Origin of the sequence: Mycobacterium sp. OAE908 (assembly GCF_017872775.1) — a bacterium.
GTDB lineage: Bacteria > Actinomycetota > Actinomycetes > Mycobacteriales > Mycobacteriaceae > Mycobacterium.
The window spans coordinates 656,131-672,495 of sequence record NZ_JAGGJL010000002.1 but is presented as its reverse complement, the minus strand read 5'-3'; the positions used below and the strand labels follow the sequence as shown (position 1 = coordinate 672,495).

17 protein-coding genes, 1 tRNA gene and 1 pseudogene are annotated in these 16,365 nt (G+C 64.2%); 11 read left to right on the top strand and 8 right to left on the bottom strand.

Annotated elements, in window-relative coordinates; translation table 11 throughout:
* From J3E61_RS28385 to J3E61_RS28375, 3 genes are all read left to right on the top strand, one after another.
* Positions 1-306: a DUF732 domain-containing protein gene (locus J3E61_RS28385; protein ID WP_210086136.1), complete on the top strand. Its 306-nt coding sequence runs from the start codon at positions 1-3 to the stop codon at positions 304-306.
* 423 nt (positions 307-729) lie between these two features.
* On the top strand, positions 730-1,344 hold the full coding sequence (locus J3E61_RS28380; protein ID WP_210086135.1) for a hypothetical protein: 615 nt from the start codon (positions 730-732) through the stop codon (positions 1,342-1,344).
* Positions 1,325-2,176, top strand: coding sequence for a hypothetical protein (locus J3E61_RS28375; protein WP_210086134.1), 852 nt, complete (start codon positions 1,325-1,327; stop codon positions 2,174-2,176). The genes J3E61_RS28380 and J3E61_RS28375 overlap by 20 nt, the downstream gene beginning before the upstream one ends.
* On the opposite strand, the gene J3E61_RS28370 is transcribed toward J3E61_RS28375, so the two are convergent.
* From J3E61_RS28370 to J3E61_RS28360, 3 genes are all read right to left on the bottom strand, one after another.
* Positions 2,173-3,822, bottom strand: coding sequence for a serine/threonine protein kinase (locus tag J3E61_RS28370; protein WP_210086732.1), 1,650 nt, complete (start codon positions 3,820-3,822; stop codon positions 2,173-2,175). The genes J3E61_RS28375 and J3E61_RS28370 overlap by 4 nt on opposite strands.
* A gap of 147 nt (positions 3,823-3,969) precedes the next feature.
* Positions 3,970-4,872 carry a hypothetical protein gene (locus tag J3E61_RS28365; protein WP_210086133.1) on the bottom strand — a complete coding sequence of 301 codons (903 nt, stop codon included), beginning with the start codon at positions 4,870-4,872 and terminating at the stop codon, positions 3,970-3,972.
* A gap of 329 nt (positions 4,873-5,201) precedes the next feature.
* A complete protein-coding gene (locus J3E61_RS28360) occupies positions 5,202-5,930 on the bottom strand; it encodes a TetR/AcrR family transcriptional regulator C-terminal domain-containing protein (RefSeq protein ID WP_210086132.1) in 729 nt (242 codons plus the stop codon).
* Between the two features lie 144 nt (positions 5,931-6,074).
* On the opposite strand from J3E61_RS28360, the gene J3E61_RS28355 reads away from it, so the two are divergent.
* The 7 genes and pseudogenes from J3E61_RS28355 (at position 6,075) to cax (ending at position 10,745) form a co-directional block, all read left to right on the top strand.
* Positions 6,075-6,527, top strand: coding sequence for a hypothetical protein (locus tag J3E61_RS28355; protein ID WP_210086131.1), 453 nt, complete (start codon positions 6,075-6,077; stop codon positions 6,525-6,527).
* A gap of 53 nt (positions 6,528-6,580) precedes the next feature.
* Positions 6,581-6,754 (top strand): CsbD family protein, encoded by a 174-nt coding sequence (locus J3E61_RS28350; protein ID WP_210086130.1) that lies wholly within the window; start codon positions 6,581-6,583, stop codon positions 6,752-6,754.
* Positions 6,755-6,803: 49 nt separating this feature from the next.
* A complete protein-coding gene (locus J3E61_RS28345) occupies positions 6,804-6,983 on the top strand; it encodes a hypothetical protein (RefSeq protein WP_210086129.1) in 180 nt (59 codons plus the stop codon).
* A 130-nt stretch (positions 6,984-7,113) separates the two neighbouring features.
* Positions 7,114-7,455, top strand: a pseudogene (locus J3E61_RS28340) (hypothetical protein); the annotation flags it as partial.
* Between the two features lie 172 nt (positions 7,456-7,627).
* On the top strand, positions 7,628-8,443 hold the full coding sequence (locus J3E61_RS28335) for a DUF1206 domain-containing protein (protein ID WP_210086128.1): 816 nt from the start codon (positions 7,628-7,630) through the stop codon (positions 8,441-8,443).
* Positions 8,444-8,533: 90 nt separating this feature from the next.
* Positions 8,534-8,947: a hypothetical protein gene (locus J3E61_RS28330; protein ID WP_210086127.1), complete on the top strand. Its 414-nt coding sequence runs from the start codon at positions 8,534-8,536 to the stop codon at positions 8,945-8,947.
* A 640-nt stretch (positions 8,948-9,587) separates the two neighbouring features.
* Positions 9,588-10,745, top strand: coding sequence for a calcium/proton exchanger (gene cax, locus J3E61_RS28325; protein WP_192723245.1), 1,158 nt, complete (start codon positions 9,588-9,590; stop codon positions 10,743-10,745).
* A 45-nt stretch (positions 10,746-10,790) separates the two neighbouring features.
* On the opposite strand, the gene J3E61_RS28320 is transcribed toward cax, so the two are convergent.
* Together J3E61_RS28320 and J3E61_RS28315 are read right to left on the bottom strand one after the other, a co-directional pair.
* On the bottom strand, positions 10,791-11,507 hold the full coding sequence (locus J3E61_RS28320; RefSeq protein ID WP_210086126.1) for a DUF3298 domain-containing protein: 717 nt from the start codon (positions 11,505-11,507) through the stop codon (positions 10,791-10,793).
* 181 nt (positions 11,508-11,688) lie between these two features.
* A tRNA-Ile gene (locus tag J3E61_RS28315) sits at positions 11,689-11,762 on the bottom strand.
* Positions 11,763-12,227: 465 nt separating this feature from the next.
* On the opposite strand from J3E61_RS28315, the gene J3E61_RS28310 reads away from it, so the two are divergent.
* Positions 12,228-12,587 (top strand): J domain-containing protein, encoded by a 360-nt coding sequence (locus tag J3E61_RS28310; RefSeq protein ID WP_210086125.1) that lies wholly within the window; start codon positions 12,228-12,230, stop codon positions 12,585-12,587.
* 11 nt (positions 12,588-12,598) lie between these two features.
* Here J3E61_RS28310 and J3E61_RS28305 read toward each other — a convergent pair whose 3' ends face one another.
* From J3E61_RS28305 to J3E61_RS28295, 3 genes are read right to left on the bottom strand one after another with little or no spacing between them, the layout of a single operon-like run.
* A complete protein-coding gene (locus tag J3E61_RS28305; RefSeq protein ID WP_210086124.1) occupies positions 12,599-13,441 on the bottom strand; it encodes a carboxymuconolactone decarboxylase family protein in 843 nt (280 codons plus the stop codon).
* A gap of 7 nt (positions 13,442-13,448) precedes the next feature.
* Positions 13,449-14,822, bottom strand: coding sequence for a TldD/PmbA family protein (locus tag J3E61_RS28300; protein WP_210086123.1), 1,374 nt, complete (start codon positions 14,820-14,822; stop codon positions 13,449-13,451).
* Entirely contained in the window at positions 14,819-16,336 is a 1,518-nt protein-coding gene (locus J3E61_RS28295; RefSeq protein WP_210086122.1) for a TldD/PmbA family protein, read from the bottom strand. The genes J3E61_RS28300 and J3E61_RS28295 overlap by 4 nt, the downstream gene beginning before the upstream one ends.
* Between the last annotated feature and the right edge of the window lie 29 nt (positions 16,337-16,365).

Here is a 16,365-nt window from a genome sequence, read left to right as displayed (position 1 = left end):
ATGACCATGCTTGCGAAAACCACATTGCTGGTGGCGGCGATAGTCGGCGCACTTCTAGGTGCGCCGGACGCTGCCGCCACCCCCGAGAACGATTTCTGCCGGAGCATGGCCGGCGTGGGTTTCACCGGCGACTGCACCGCCCTCACCGCGCTCGCCCGAGACGCGTGCGCTCAGAAGGCCCGCGGCGTCGATCTGACTACTGTGGCGCAGAAGTTGGACCTGGCGACGAAGAACGAAAACCTGTCCAACTACATCATTGCCGGTGCGCAGATCTACTTCTGTCCAGACCGCGCCCCAACGACCTGAAGCGCGGGTACGGGGCCAGCAGCTATCGCCTGGGAAGTTGTCGGAGAACGGATTCCAGCAAAACCGGCTCGGGCAGAAAATCGCCGTATCCGCCCATCGGCGAGCAGTGGTAGTTGTGGCAGACATTCATGTCCGGCCAGACCGAGAACGGTCGGCGTCAAGGCGGTAACCGCCAGTGCCACTCCTGACTTCATCGTTGCTCGGACGGCCTGACGAGGGTTCCAAGAATTCCCCAAGGCCGCTGCCGCACGCTTCACCTACCGGTCGGGGCGTCGGCACTGAAGGAGCATCGTGTACCAAAAACTGCTGGTCATCTCCACTTTCCAGCGTGTCAGACCGGAGTACAATCCGACCTACGCATTTTGGGGAGCGCGCAAAGCAGCTTCGGCCGTTGGCCGGAGTCGTCGCGCGAGAGGGGGACCAATGAGCTCAGCCATTTCCGTCGTCCGTCATCCCCTTGCGATCGGTGCAATCGCCGTTGCGGTGAGCATTCTGGCTGGCGGAGCTCCGCTCGCCTCCGCCGCACCGGGCTGTGATGGTCGGTGCGACGTGACAGTCGCCGATCCCGGCGGCGGTGGATCGTCGAACAAGAACGGCGGTTCGCACGGTGCCCAGCCCACGATCCCGACGGTGAAGTTGCCGCCTCCGGCGATCATCAACGCGCAAACCGTTGTGCAGACGGCTCCTCCACCACCGCCTCCGGTCAGGATCCCGCCACCGGTGATCGAGGTTTACCAACCCAGCATTCCGGTCGACACGCAGCCTCACGACGTCCTACCTGTGGATGTCGCTCCGTCCGCAGTGCCCATCGCGCCGGTGCCCGCTGAGATTCCGTTGCTTCCGCCGCCGCCGTCGGCACCGCCCGCCCCGGTATCAACACCAATGCCCCGTGTGCTGTTCACCAGCAGCGCGGAGCCGGGTACCCAGGCGCTGACGCTCATCGTGCTGTTCATGGCGTGCGGATGCTGGATATACGGCAATCGGATCGCATCGCAGATGACTGTGCGAAAGAAAGAGCGTGTGGCGGCGGGCGCGTAGCGCCGTCGCGGTCGTGGTCCTTGCGGCCGCGACGATCCTCATCGGCGCACCAAGCGCGCACGCCCAGGACAACCCGGTCATCATTCACGCGACTCTCGACGGCCACGATGTGGCCATCGGTGCGAGCGCCGAGCCGATCCCGCTGTACCCCGACAGGGTCATCGACGTCACCGTAGATGTGGCGAACCACGGGACGGATCCGATCGAGATCTCCTCGGTGCAGTTGGTCGGCCGCGTGCTCGGCCTGACGTTCTTCAGTTTCGCGACGGGCGTCGAACTGACCGTCGCACCGGGCGCCAGCGGCACCATGCATTACCAACTCGACCTCACCGACCTCAAGCATCAGGCGACTGGCCTCATCGAAACGCAGTTGGTCGTGCGCAACCACGCCCACGACACGGTCGCGGTGGTGCACATGGTCGCAGATGTGCGCGGCTCGCTGTGGTCGGTATACGGCTTGCTGGGCTTGGCACTGCTCGTACTCACGACGCTTGCCACCGTCGATGCTGCCATCGCGATCGCCCGCCACAAGGTGTCCCAAAACCGTTGGCGCCGCGGGCTTCGCCTGCTGACCCCCGGTATCGGTATCGGGCTGGTGCTTGCGTTCTCGGCGTCCGTTGCCCGCTGGTGGGTACCAAGCACGGGGACCTGGCTGCTGGCGGCCGGCATCACCGCCGCGACGTTCTTCGTGCTCGGCTACTTCTCGCCAACGCCGTCGGACGAAGAGGAGGACGAGGACGACGTTTACGTCGAGTCGGATGAAGACACGGCAGTCGTAGCGGCGGTCGACTCTGACGCGACGCTCGTCGACGAAACCCGGTCCGAGGCTTAACGGCGGCTGCCGCGCGCACGTTCGTCGCGTACCCGACGGCCTCGCTGGCCCGCCGCGATCGCGGCGGCCAAACCCGCGCCCGCGCCGAGGCCTGCGGACACGATCAGGGTGGCGACGGTGGGGGGCTCACCGAGCAAGATCCACGCAGCGGCGACGACAGCGGCGGCCAGCGCCGCTGCGAACAACGGCACGGCGACCACGGATGACGGACGCTCACGCCCTCGGCGCAGCACCCGCAGGTGGGACTCGAGGTAGGCGCCAGCAATCAGCACGACAATTCCCGTCGCGGCGGCCAGCGCGGTGGTAACCGCAGATTGCTTGCTGCTCAACGTGATTCGTTCTGCGCCGATTGGGGTGTTATCACGCAGCACGGTGATTTCGGCAGGCAAGTTGCCCGCCAACACATAACGGTTGACCGGCGACGGGACAACCGCAGCACCCCCGGGACCCAGCTGCGCCTCGCGACGTCCGACTGAGAAGCCGAGGACATCGACCGACAGTGCGACCGAGTCGGCACCGGCGGTGGTGACCCCGACGGGGATCGGTTTCGAAAGGTCGACGGGAACCTCGTGGTTGCTCTTGGGGTCATTGCCGCCGATGGTCACGGCGCCGGGCGCCAGGTCACCGCCGGTCGGCACGGAACCAAGGCCGATGACCGCGACCGCGACAGCGGCCAACGCCAGTGCGGCCGCGATTGCCGAGGCAATCGTCGGCGAACGTGACGCGCTCGGCTGACGAGCAGCGGCGGCGGGCGTGGGCCTAGGCGCGAGCACGGTTCGCAAGTCTTCGGTGGACTGCGAGGAGGGGTGCACCAGTGTGGCCGCGTCATCCTGGGGTGGATCCACAATCGTGGTGGCCGCGCCCGAACTCGGCGGAAGCGGGGACACCTGGTTGGACAGCGCTGCGCGGGCGGCCGCGGCGAGTTCGGACGCGCTCTGATAGCGCTGCTGCGGATCTTTGGCCATGCCCCTGGCGATCACCGAGTCGAAGGCGGCGGGGACCGCGGGGTTCACCGACGTCGGGCGCGGCGGATCCTTGGTCATGTGCCCGGCCATCACGTGCTCGAGGCTGTTACCGGGGTACGGCGCCTTCCCGGTCAGGCATTCGTGCAGCACACAAGCGAGCGCGTAGATATCGGCGCGCGCGTCGGCGTGGCCGGTGGTGAACCGCTCGGGGGCCATGTACGCCACGGTGCCCAGCACCGAGCCGGTCTGCGTGATCCTGGTGTCGGATTCGTCGTGGGCGATGCCGAAATCGATCAGGTAGACGAATTCGGAGGGCGTCATCAGCATGTTGGATGGTTTGACGTCGCGGTGCACGAGCCCGTGCGAGTGGGCCGTATCCAGTGCGGCGGCAACCTGTTCGATCACTTTGACCGCGAGCTCGGGGGTCATCGGCCCGCGCTCGGCCAGCGACGTGTGCAGATCGATTCCTTCGACTATCGGCATCACGAGATACAGCCGACCGTCTATCTCGCCCGTGTCATAGATCGGAATGATGTGCGGTTCGTTCAGTCGCGCCACCGTGTAGGCCTCGCGCCGGAAACGCTGCACGTACCCACGTTCGCCAAGCAGATTGGCGGGCAACACCTTGATCGCGACGTCGCGCCCGATTTCCGTGTCGTGAGCCCGGTACACCTGACCCATGCCGCCCTGGCCGATCAGGCTGATCAGCCGATAACGCCCGAAGAGTTCTTCATCCACCGAGGAACGGCCTTAGCACGCTCAGCATGCTATCGACCGATTGCTCGGCGTGCGCCTTGTTCGATCGGCTCCACAGGTCATCGGGGTCCTTCACAGCCCGGCGGACCGTCGTCGCCGCCTGTCGGGAATGAACAGCACGGCCGCCATGACTGCGCATATCGCTCCTCCAATAAACGGCCACTTTGGGATGCCCGGCGCAAACGCCCAGCCGTTGTACACATGGACGTCGAGCACTGAACCGTCCTGCACACCGTGAGTGTCACCCCAGATTTGGCCCGTGTGGGTCTTCTCTTCGAGAGTCCATGTGCCACGACAGCTTCGGGCGCGCTTCGCGGTGTGACTGCAGCTGACTATCGTGGCCCGCGTCGGCGTGCCGACGTGGTAGCCGTAGACCTGATATGCGCCAAAGCCGAAGAGCAGCAACGAAAGAGCAACTCCAAGGGCCGCCGACATCCGGTATGACTTGGTGCGCCAACGTCGACGATTTTCGAGCATCTGCGATGGCACCGCAGAGTCGGGTGGCGCCGATACCGCGTGGGCCCCAGCCTGTGTCACCGAGAACTCCTGCAGCTGGCCGGCCAGTTCGGCCGCGATGCCGCTTGAGCCGAGTTCCAAGTCCAATTCTGCCGACTGGGCACGAGATTTGAGGTGGTACAACCACAAGCCGTCATCGTCCTGGACGGTCGTGATTTCGGCATCCCCTCGGGCAAGGGTAAGTATCGGTGACCCGATCGGCCGGTAACCGGTCATGCCTCGGTCGGTGTCGGTAATCAGAATTCGCGTCGGTGTGAGGATGAGAAACATTGTCTGTGGCAGTCGAGCCTGTGGCTGCCCGTTGACGATCAGCGACGGCCGCCACAACGGAGTAAAGCTGTCCAAGCGCATCCTGTCGTGCATGGTCGCGGCGTTGAGCGCGATGCAGCGCAGAATCGGCTCGCCCAGCTCCGATGAGAGCTGCGACGCGAGCCGTTGCTCATATTTTCGGAGCGCCATCACCCCCACCCCCCAGGCCAAGGCTAAGAATAAGCGTCGCCAGTGCAATCAACATGCATTTTGTCGCGGACGCGACAGGGCCACAGCCCCACCGCAACTCCTGCTAGACCTCGAATTCGGAGGGCAGCGTAGACAACCCCGCGTTCGGAGGAGATCAACCGAAGCAACTGTCAAGCATCAGCCGAGGTGAGACACCTCTTACGTCCGGTTATTTCCCAGCACCACAAGAGATTCCGCGTCCTCCGGCTTCCGGGATAGCTTGCAGGGATCAGGGCAAGAGGGCCGTCAACGGGTGACTCGCCACCCGTGCACGTCGACCGCAGGGTGCCTTACTTCGGGTCGGTGAGGTTTACGGTCAGCCCTGGCAGCAGTAGATCAAGGAAGCGGTCGAGTTCGGCGGCGCCGTCGTAGTTGGCCAGGGCGGGTGCCAGAGCACGTAGACGAGGGAACTCAGCGATCGCGAACCGGTGTAGACCGAGCCGCAATACGTCGTCGGTTTCCTCGGGTCGTTCGATGATCTCCTGTAACTCGTTGAGGATGTGGCCGTACAAGAAGCCGAACAGCATCCGGTAGATGTGTAGCGCCTCCTCGCCGACGAACCCGGCGGAGGTGAGCAGGGTGAGGACGTCTTCGAGTGGGCGCAGCATGCCCGGTGGCCGCTGCCCAAGTGGGGTGGCCAACGGTCGAGTGACCAGGAGCGGCACCACGTTGGGGTGGGTCAGGGCCAACTGGCGGAAAGACTGCGCGACAGTGCGCAGTTGGCCCGCCCAGTCGGGGTCGGCGGTGTCCACCGATAGCTTCGCGAGGACGATCTCGGCGACGCCGTCGAGCACGGCGGCTTTGTTGGGGACGTGGCGGTAAATCATCACCGGATCACGGCCGAGTGCGTCGCTGAGGCGGCGCATGGACAATCGGTCCACGCCGTGGCGGTCGACGATCGTCAGCGCCGTCTGCAGGATCATCGACCGGGTGAGCTGATCGTTGTCTCGCGCGGCAGCCGGGACGGGTCGTTCACCGTCATCAGTGCCTGCGCCTGGCGCGGTCGGCGGTGTCGTCATTGCGCAGCACTTCCCCTCTGCCTCGTTATCCAGTCGCTCAGCAGTCGCGTATCGACTCAAATTGTCAACGGTGTTTGTCAACGCTGTTGACAGTACCGGTAATAGGGAGTGTACTGAAGGCCTAGCCAGATCAGAGGCCCCGACATGATCGTCATCATTGGATTGATTGTCCTGCTCATCGCGGTGATCGTGGGGTTTACCGGTGTGCTGGTCAATGCGGGGCCCGGTCATCTTTTGACCGGTAACTTCTCCGTTCTCGGCTACCACGTCACTGGGTCGAGCGGCACGTTGTTCCTCTTCGGGATCGTGGTCGGCGCAGTGGCGATGGGGGGTCTTGCGGTGTTACTGGCCGGCGCGCTTCGGACCGCCGGTCGTGGGCGTGACGCTCGAAATCAGCTCGCGAAGTCCCAACGCGAAACGGCGTTTCTGAACCACGAACGCGACCAGCGCCTCGAGCACGAGCAGACTGGTGCAACGAAAGATTCCTCGGTGCGCACGCAGGAGACCAGCACCGACCGCAGCAGACGTCCCCTCCTCAGCCGTTGGTCGCCCCGTCGCCAGTCGGCAAGTACCGCACATGTCGATGGCCCTCGCTAGTCGCCCGACCCCGGGCAGTGACCACCAAGTTTCCCAAGTAGAAGGAATCTGCAATGAGCATCGGAAAGAAGCTCGCGCACAAGGCCCAAGCCGCCAAGGGCGCCACCAAGAAGTACTTCGGCCGCGCCACCGGCAACACCCGGTTGCGCACCGAGGGACGCGTCGATCAGTTCAAGGGCAATGCCAAACAGGCGGGAGACAAGGTCAACGACGCCTTCAAGCACTAACCGGACGCCCTGAATCCTCCACACAACCGCATCGAAATCAGGTCACACCATGATTGTTCTCGGAATCATTCTCATCGTCCTCGGACTCCTGCTCCCTAGCCTCGTTCCCGCCTTCGCCTTCGCCCACATTGTTTTGGTCATCGGCGTCATCCTCTTGGTCGTAGGCCTGCTGATGATGTTGATGGGACGGATGGGACACGCTGTCGGCGGCCGCCGCCACTACTACTGATCGGTCAGCTTGGGCGCTTCATCGGTCGATCGCGAATCATCAATGCCCCCAACTCAGTTCATGACGCCGCGGCCACTCCCTTGCAACCGATGTCAACCATCGGACAGTTCAACCAACTTAAGGAACCAACATGACTACCCCCACCATCCTTTTGATCGTCGTCGTCGCGGTCGCTGCACTTGCACTCATCGCCGCAATCGCGTGGGTGGCGCGCAATAAACGAACCCAAAACCGTCGCGTCGAAGCCGGAGACATCCGCGACAAAGCCACCGATGAGTCCCACAAGGTGGGGCAACGCGAAGCATTCGCCGACGAGACCGCCGCGAAGGCCCGTGTCGCCCAAGCAGAGGCCGACGCCAAAGCAGCACATGCGGCGGGCCTGCAACACGAAGCCCAAATTCATCGCAGCGATGCAACCACCGCCCGCGACGAAGTCAACCTGGAGTTCGCACGCGCCGACAAGATCGATCCGGACACGCAAACTCGCGATGACGCACCCCGGGAAGATTCACAGCCCCTAGTGGCTCCTCGTGGCACCTCCGTCGGCAAGCAAGCCCACCATCGATGACCAGTGCCGGGTAACTCGCAAACCCGGCACACCAGACCAGCCGATCGTTTGATCGGCTGGTGTAGGAGCGCCTTGCATGTCTGACCACGCCGCGTCCTCCACCGCGACACAGATCGCCCAAAACAGTGTCTTCGAGCAACTCGCTCGAGCCGGGTATGTCGTAAGCGGCCTGCTGCACCTCACCATCGGCTACCTCGCCATCCGGATAGCTTTGGGTAGCGGCGGCGGCAGCGCTGACCAGTCCGGAGCGCTGGCGGCAGTGGCAGCCAAACCGGGCGGCCTCGTGGCCCTCTGGGTCGCCGCCTTCGCGCTCCTCGTGATGGCGCTGTGGCGCCTCGTCGAAACCGTCCTCGGCCGTAAGAGCGACCCGAAATCTCAGGGCGCATCGTCGGAGGTTCTGGATCGGGCAAAGGCCTTGGCGCTCGCGGGGGTTTATCTCGCGCTTGCCTACTCCACATTGGGATTCGCCAGGGGTTCCGGGAAGTCCACCGGCGAGCAGAATTCGGGGACGAGCGCACGCCTGATGCAGTCCAGTGCCGGCAAGATCGCGCTCATCGCCGGCGCGGTGATCATCGTCGCGGTCGGCGGATATCACGTGTACAAGGGCGTCCGTCATACCTTTCTCGATGACCTGGAAGGTAGGTCCAGCGACCTGGTGCGGCGCCTCGGGATGGTGGGCTACATCGCCAAGGGTCTGGCGATCGCCGGCGCCGGGCTGCTCGTGGTCGTCGCGGCGAGCCGTTCGGACCCGAACAAGGCCACCGGACTTGACGGGGCCCTCAAAACGCTTGGCGCCCAACCCTACGGAGAGGCGCTCCTCATCGCGGCCGGCTTGGGAATCATCACCTACGGCTTCTACAGCTTCGCCATGGCGCGCTACACCAAAATGTGAATCCGATGCCTTCCGTCGGACCGGCCGCGACGAGCTTCGCCAACGAAACCCCGTCCACCACAAGGAATTACACAAAAGAAAGGACTCGCGATGTCAGAGAAATGGAAGATATCCAGAGTTGGCAAGCTGGATCTTGAAGTAGGCGATACGCCGCAGGAAGCCATTATTCGCCTCCAGATCTTGCCGCTTCCACCCCTTGCCTGGACGGACTGCTTCCTCCAGACCGTTCGCGGGCATCAAGTCGCGATAATTGGAACCGAAACCCACCCGGACAAATTTGAGGCCATCGCGCGTCCGGCCGAAGTTGAGGACGTCCTGAGGCGAATCGACTCAGCGATTGAGAACGCCAACAAGTACGTCGAGAAGGTGGTGCACGCCCGGCGACAAGCCGACCGCGACGTCAAGACTGCTGACGTCGACGAGAGGCGGAAACTACAGGCCGAGCTTGATCAACTCGCGCAAAAGCTCTCCAAGCCCGAATACGCCGAAGCTATTTCTAATTGAGCGCCTTTAGCCGGACAACGGGGTAGTTCTCCCGCGCGAACACTGAGGTGCGCCTACCGTTGGAGGCGGTTGAGAACATCAACAGCCCAGGTCGGAATGAAGCCAGCCGCCGTTTGTCGCTGTCTACAGAAGCACCAGCTTTCGCGCTGACCAATCCCCGGTGACATCCTCATGTCGGGATCACCATGAAGAACCCTTCCGTCTCAAACCAGACCGATAGTCCTGACGAGCAGCGCAACTCGCCACAGCAAGATGAAGGTAAGCAGCGCCGACCTGCGGTCGCAGAGGCGGAGCGCCGCGAAGTGGCGGCACGCTTGCGTGACCGGTTCTCGTTCGGCGCTTGACGCCACGGATCGCGAACCCGAATCCAATTGAGGCGCACGGCATTCTGCGCTATATAACAGGGTGTCGTGGTTATCTTGAGTCGCTTTCATCACAAGAAATCCGCTAGAACCATCAAAGGAGACTCGGCCTGTCGCCGGGCACGCCGTCGTGCGCAGTGTCGACTACGAGGATGCTGGCACTGTGACACCCCGGAATCGGCAGGAAGTCGAGGTTGCCGCCGCGGCGCCAAGCGTGTTTTTCAACGCGATCCGTTCGATTCTGGAAAAGTTCTGCGCGATCAGAACAGGAGAGGCGTGTGACGACCACCCATACCGAACAGCTCCCGCTGCTGACCCGGCGCGACCGCATCATGATCACCATCACGGTGGTCGCGGCTGCGGCCGCCGGAGTTCTGCATTTCGCCCACATGAATGCAGTGCTGGCGTTCATTGTGTCCGCGCTTGCGCTGGCCACGCTGGCATCTCTGGTCGGCCGATCGGTCGAGGCCCTCGGAGACCGGCTCGGGCCCAACGCGACTGGGATATTGCAGACGGCGCTGGGGAACCTGCCTGAGCTGTTCGTCATCCTGTTCGCACTCAAAGCAGGCCTTTACGACGTGGTGAAGGCCACCATCGTCGGCTCGATTCTGTCCAACGTCCTGCTGGTGCTGGGGCTGGCATTCGTGGTGGGCGGTATCAAGCACGGCCGTCAGCGTTTCGCCGCCGACGATGGGCGCACCCTCGGACTGATGTTCACTCTCGCGGTGTTCATCCTCGCAATCCCCTCGCTGACCGCTGCCATCCACTCCCCGGCGCAGCAGCATGAGCGGGCGGTGTCTGTCGTCGTCTCCATCGTCATGCTCGTCCTGTTCGGACTCTCGCTGCCGGCCATGCTGGGCAAGCGGTCTTCAGACCCATCGACGCACACAGCTCACGATCCCGCCAGAGCGTCGTCACCCATTGTGGCGAGCCCCGATTCGGCCAAGGCCGCCAGTGTGGCGACAGCACACGGCGAGTGGCCGCTGGCGATGGCCATCGGCATGCTGGGCGCCGCCGGTATCGGTGCTGCATTTGTGTCGGAATGGTTCGTCGCCGCCCTGGAGCCGGCGATGCGCGCAGCGGGCATCAACGAGGTTTTCGCCGGTCTGGTGATCGTGGCCATCGCCGGCAACGCGGTGGAGAACTTCGTTGGCATTCAGTTGGCCGCCAAGAACCAGATGGACTACGCGGTGCAGGTGATCGTGCAGTCGCCCGTGCAGATCGCGCTGACCATCGCCCCGATTGTCTGCCTGGCGGCGGTCTGGCTTGGTCAGCCCGGTTTCGATCTGGTGTTCTCGCCGCTGCTGTTGGCGTCGATGATCATGTCGGCGTTGGTCGCAGTGCTGGTGATCTTCGACGGCGAGTCGACCTGGTTCGAAGGAGCGGTGCTCATCGCGCTCTACGTGGCGATCGCTACGTCGTTCTGGTGGGGCTGACCGCAGCCGCTGGCTTATCCTCGAAAACGATTGCCACACAACCACCTAGGGGACATTGTTTATGGGGATGCCATCGAAGACGGCCCAGGGCACGGTGATCGCTACGAGGCCGTGCGGGCCCACTTGGTAGTCATCGAAATGGAGTTCGATGCCGTTGCTGGTGGGAACCCAGTTCGCGAAGTTTTCGGCCGCGGGGGCGACCCCGTCTCGTCTAAAACCGTCACCCAACTTGGCAGACAATTGGGTAGTCGCGTTTTGCGAAAGCCGTTGCAACGCCGAACCGAAGTCACCGAATACATCGGCGAGCATCACTGGCTGAGCCGTGGTCTTGTTGATGACAAAGGTCGCCACGTGGTAGCTACCGTGCGCTTCGTGGGCAGTGTCCACCCTTGTGACCCACAAGCCGCTAACGGTGTTGTTGCCCAACCACACTGCCTGTTGGTTCTGGTTGGTGGTGAGGGTCCATTCGGCTGGCATGGAGTCGTTCTGCAATGTGGTGATCTGCTGGCGGAAGGAGGCGTCGACGGTGTTGTTGAACGCGTCGACGACAGCCTGGTTGGGGCCGGTGACGGCGGGCATGGTGACGTCGTAGGTGACGGTGCCGTCGGTTCCTGAGGCATTGCGGGATGTCGCGTTGTAGCCACCGTTCGGCGACGTAGAGCCGCTTCCGTCGTCTGCGTGCGCAATGCCGGCCAGACCGATCGTTGCCGCAAGCGTCGCCGTGGCGATCAGTGCAAGCTTCGTGATCCTGCTGGTGCTCATTGGGTCCCTTCTTGGTCGCGTGCCGGCGTCGTGACGCGGCATCGATTTTGCGCGTGGGACCACTTTGCGGCGGACGGCTTGGAAGATTCTTTAAGGATCAGCCGAGGCAATACATTCCGGGAGTGTCAAGGATCAGCCGAAGCAACTGTCAAGCATCAACCGAGGCAAGACACCACTGAAGTGGGGCGGGCGGGGCTCGAACCCGCGACCAACGGATTATGAGTCCGCGGCTCTAACCGACTGAGCTACCGCCCCTGTTCACAGTTTCGCGGCACTCATGGTCGCATACGCCGAGATCGGCGGCGCGCCCCGCCGAAGGTGATAGAAGAGGTGCCCTACGACACCCGTCACGGAAATCGACGGAACGGTTAATTTGACAACCAGCGGGGTAGCCCAGCGGAAGCAAGGCGAGCCACGAACACGGTGGCGCTTTGCCGGTCCTCGAGGAGGCTCCACATGCGCAATGGGTTTTCCGTTCTGGCAGGCGCGCTACTGTTTGCTGCCGGCGCGATAGGAGCGGCGATCTGGCTGTGGTTCAAACGCAGGCAGTTGGTGCTCGCGGCGGCTACAGCGGCGCCGGAGAGAGCAACGGCAGCCGCTACTGATCAGGCATCAGCCGTGCCCAACGCCATACCTGATCAGGCATCGGCAGCAACCAACGCGGCACCAGAACTTCGACCTTCGGGGCGTTAAGCCCTGACGCGAGACGTGGATCCGCGGATGGAAATCGATCCGTACGCCGTCCTGGGGGTGCGTGCAACGGCAACCGCGGACGAGATTCGACGTGCCTACCTCAGGCAAGTGCGGATTCATCATCCCGACGCCAGACCCGCAAGTCTGCAGGCAGAGCAGTTCGCCGATGAGCCACTTCGACGGGTCGTGGCGGCCTACGACCTGCTTCGCGACGCTGAGCGCCGGGCACGCTACGACCGCTCACAAGCAAGTGCCGACTCTGTCGCCCAGCACAGGACACGTGCTCCGCGTGTACCGGCGGAAACCACGAGTAGATCGAAGCTGACCGGTAGCCTCCGCATCCCGGGGCTTCACGTTCGATTCGGCGTCAAGCGGCTCTCGGACTGAGTTCGCCGCAGTTAACCGACGACCGTCTGCCCGTCCGCGTCGACCCGGAACAGCTCGGTCCCCTCGGCCACCTGCGCCGCATCTGCTCCCAGCGCGACCATGATCTTGTTGCAGGCATTGCGCATGACGTCGAGCGTCAGCTCGAACGCCTCCTCCTCGGTGAAGTGCTCGCGCACCCCCGCTACCACCGACCTCGAAATGCGCGACGGTGTCCATATCAGCGCGTCCACATACCGCAGCGCCGCCTTCTGCCGGTTCGACAGCCGCTCCGAGGTCTCGAAGTTCTCAATGTCGCCGTACAACGACTCCGATCCCCCGGCATCCAATGCATTGCCCTCGCGACGCGACTTGCACAGCCTGCAGTTGTGCTGCGCGGCGCCACGCAGCCGCACCACCTCGGTCGTCACCGGATCCAGTGCCTGCAGCCGCGCCACCGCCGGCGCGAAGTCGTTCAGCAGCGCCCCGATCGGATCGGCGTCGTGGTCCCAATCCGGGATTCCCCCGTTACCCGGCTTGCCCATGCCGAGCGCTTCGAGACCCGCCCACACCCGGGGGACGAAGTCCGCGATGAACGTCGCGACCGTGACTCGGAACGCGTCCCTGCCCAGCGTTGAAACAAACTGCGCGCGTTGGTGTTTGCCGATGCCCGCGACGTCGACCGTGAATTGTTCGGCGAATGCCACCACCACCGCTTCGCTGCCGGACTTACCATCAAGCAGGTCGACCTCCGACGGCAACGGAGGCAACGACAACGCCCTGCCACACGTCAGCCGGATCAGCGTGTCGAGCCGAGTATCGCCCGATGACATCGCCACCAAGCCGGCCAGCCGCTCGGGAATCGCTTCGTCAGCCACGCATGGATTATTGCGCCTGGCTCACCGAGGACATGTGAAAGTCAGGGATCCGCAGGGACGGCATCGCCGCCCGCGTCGCCCAATCGCCCCATTCGCGTGGCAGCGTCACTTCGCTGACGCCCGCCTCCGTGGCCCGGCGCAGCAGGTCCAACGGACTTTCGTTGAACCGGAAGTTGTTGACGGCCGCGGTCACCTCGCCGTCCTCGATCAGATACACGCCGTCGCGGGTCAGCCCCGTCAGCAGCAGCACCGTCGGGTCCACCGTGCGGATGTACCACAGCGTGGTCAGCAGCAATCCGCGCTCGGTGCCCGCAATCATGTCCGCCAGGCTCGCCGACCCGCCGGTCATCAGCAGGTTGCTGGCGGGCGCTACCACCGGCGCGTCGTATTCAGCCGCCGCCGCCCGCGGGTAGGCCAACGCGTTGATCGTGCCGTCGCGGATCCAATCCACCCGGCCGATGTCCATGCCGTTGTCGAACACCGACATCCGCTCCGATGAGGCCGCCGTCGCAACGAACGGTGTGCATTCGAGCTGGGCAGCCGATGGATCCGAATACAACGTCAGCGGCAGATCGGTCAGCTTCTCCCCCACTCGCGTGCCGCCGCCTGGCGCCGACAACGCCGTGCGCCCTTCCTGCGCACCGAGGCCGTCCATGGACCACGCCAGGTAGATCATCATGTCGGCCACCGTCGACGGCGGCATGATGGTCTCGTAGCGCCCCGCGGGCAGTTCGATTGTTCGCTCGGCCCAACCGAGCCGGGTTGACAACTGATCAAGTAGCGAATCAACCTGTACATCAACATAATTCGGCGTGCTCACCCCAGCCCAGGCGCTCGCGCCGCCACGCTTGGCATTGATCTCCACCGAGCCCGTCGGTTGCGTGTATCGCCGTCGCAAACCGCCGGACGTTGCGACGAATGTCGTCTCCACGACGTGCCGGGCATACCCGTACAACCGATCCGTGCCCCGAAAGCCTTGCGCCAGAGGACCCGCGATGCCCGAGAACGCCTGCGCACCCGTGCCAGGCACCGGCGCATCCCAGTCGCCCGGAGTATCGGTACCCGACAATGCCGGTGCACTATCGCGGGCCTCCGGCGCGGACACGGCGGTCTGCTGTGAGGCCGCAACCAAATCTGCGATCGCGGCTGGATCCACATCGCTGGAGCGCACCGAGCCGACCTGGGCCGTATCTCCTTTGCGCACAATCGAAATCACGGTGGTCGTCCGGCTGACAGACTCACCATTGGTGGTCATCGAGTTGCCTGCCCAGCGCAGCGCCGCGTCAGCGCGATCAGTGACCAGCACAATCGTCTCGTCGGCCTTACCCAGTCGCGCCGCCTTGGCCAGTGCAGTATCGACGACCTGCTGCGCCCCGATCATCGGCCGCCCTCGGCAAGCGTGTTGAGCACGTTGATGCCCCGGAACAACGCCGATGGACAGCCGTGGCTGACCGCCGCCACCTGACCCGGTTGCGCTTTACCGCAGTTGAACGCGCCGCCGAGCCGCCAGGTCGACGGTCCACCAACGGCTTCCATCGCGCCCCAGAAGTCCGTGGTGGTCGCCTGATACGCGACGTCGCGCAACTGGCCGTCGAGGCGGCCGTCCCGAATCCGGAAGAACCGCTGTCCGGTGAACTGAAAGTTGTACCGCTGCATGTCGATTGACCAACTCTTGTCGCCGACGATGTAAATGCCGTCCTCGACACGCGCGATCAGGTCATCGGTCGTCACGTCGTCGGCAGCCGGCTGCAACGACACGTTGGCCATCCGCTGGATCGGCACGTGGTGCGGCGAATCGGCATACGAACAGCCGTTGGACCGTGGCAGCCCCAGTCGCGGGGCGAACACCCGGTCGAGCTGGTAGCCGACAAAGATGCCGTCACGCACCAGATCCCAGCTCTGCGTCCGCACCCCCTCGTCGTCGAAACCGATTGTGGCCAGACCGTATTCGACCGTCCGGTCGGCGGTCACGTTCATCACCGGCGAGCCGTAGCGCATTGTGTCGAGCTTGTCCGGGGTGGCGAATGAGGTGCCCGCGTAGGCGGCTTCGTAGCCGATGGCCCTGTCGTATTCGGTGGCGTGCCCGATCGATTCGTGAATGGTCAGCCACAGGTTGGAGGGATCGATCACCAGGTCGGTCGGGCCGGCAGTCACCGACGGGGCCTTGGCCTTCTCGGCAAGCAGCGACGGCAGCTGCGCCAGCTCGTCGGTCCAGTTCCAGATTTCGTCGCCGGCCACGTACTCCCAGCCGCGGGCTGTCGGCGGCGCGAGCGTGCGCATCGACTCGAACGTGCCCGCGGCCGCGTCTACCGTGATCGCATCCAGTGTCGGCTGCACGCGGACCCGCTGCTGGGTGGTCGACGAGCCGAATGTGTCGGCGTAGAACGTCTGCTCCTTGGCCGCATAGAGCACCGCCGACACGTGGTCGACGCCGTCGGCGGCCAGCAGCCGACCCGAGTACTCACCCAGCACCGCGATCTTGTCGGCGACGCCGACGGCGAACGGGTCGACCAGATAGTCCGAAACCCAGGTGACGTCGGAGTAGACCGGCTCGGCGGCCAGCTCGATCGTCTCTGCGTTCAGCGGCGCGAGCGTCGTCGCCACCTGCACAGCGCGCCGCGCGGTCTCGGCGGCGACGTCAGCATCCAGCTCGGCGTGCGAGGCGAAGCCCCACGTGCCGTTGACGATGACCCGGACGGCAAGGCCGATCTCGTGGTTGACCACCGCGGTTTCGAGTTCGCCGTCGCGCAGCTGCACGATCTCGGTGGTGATGGCGTGAATGCGCAGGTCGGCGTAGCTCGCGCCGGCAGCCATCGCGGCGGACAACGCGGCGTCGGCAAGCTGATGCCTCGGCAACGCGAGGAACTCGGCATCGACACGGCGCGCTGCTGTCACGCCACTACCGTAGTGGCAGGCCACAGGTG

Coding starts and splice junctions, on each gene's coding strand:
- J3E61_RS28385 (WP_210086136.1), top strand. CDS start 1: ATGACCATGCTTGCGAAAACCACATTGCTGGTGGCGGCGATAGTCGGC.
- J3E61_RS28380 (WP_210086135.1), top strand. CDS start 730: ATGAGCTCAGCCATTTCCGTCGTCCGTCATCCCCTTGCGATCGGTGCA.
- J3E61_RS28370 (WP_210086732.1), bottom strand. CDS start 3,822: ATGGGTCAGGTGTACCGGGCTCACGACACGGAAATCGGGCGCGACGTC.
- J3E61_RS28365 (WP_210086133.1), bottom strand. CDS start 4,872: ATGGCGCTCCGAAAATATGAGCAACGGCTCGCGTCGCAGCTCTCATCG.
- J3E61_RS28360 (WP_210086132.1), bottom strand. CDS start 5,930: ATGACGACACCGCCGACCGCGCCAGGCGCAGGCACTGATGACGGTGAA.
- J3E61_RS28355 (WP_210086131.1), top strand. CDS start 6,075: ATGATCGTCATCATTGGATTGATTGTCCTGCTCATCGCGGTGATCGTG.
- J3E61_RS28350 (WP_210086130.1), top strand. CDS start 6,581: ATGAGCATCGGAAAGAAGCTCGCGCACAAGGCCCAAGCCGCCAAGGGC.
- J3E61_RS28345 (WP_210086129.1), top strand. CDS start 6,804: ATGATTGTTCTCGGAATCATTCTCATCGTCCTCGGACTCCTGCTCCCT.
- J3E61_RS28335 (WP_210086128.1), top strand. CDS start 7,628: ATGTCTGACCACGCCGCGTCCTCCACCGCGACACAGATCGCCCAAAAC.
- J3E61_RS28330 (WP_210086127.1), top strand. CDS start 8,534: ATGTCAGAGAAATGGAAGATATCCAGAGTTGGCAAGCTGGATCTTGAA.
- J3E61_RS28320 (WP_210086126.1), bottom strand. CDS start 11,507: ATGAGCACCAGCAGGATCACGAAGCTTGCACTGATCGCCACGGCGACG.
- J3E61_RS28310 (WP_210086125.1), top strand. CDS start 12,228: ATGGAAATCGATCCGTACGCCGTCCTGGGGGTGCGTGCAACGGCAACC.
- J3E61_RS28300 (WP_210086123.1), bottom strand. CDS start 14,822: ATGATCGGGGCGCAGCAGGTCGTCGATACTGCACTGGCCAAGGCGGCG.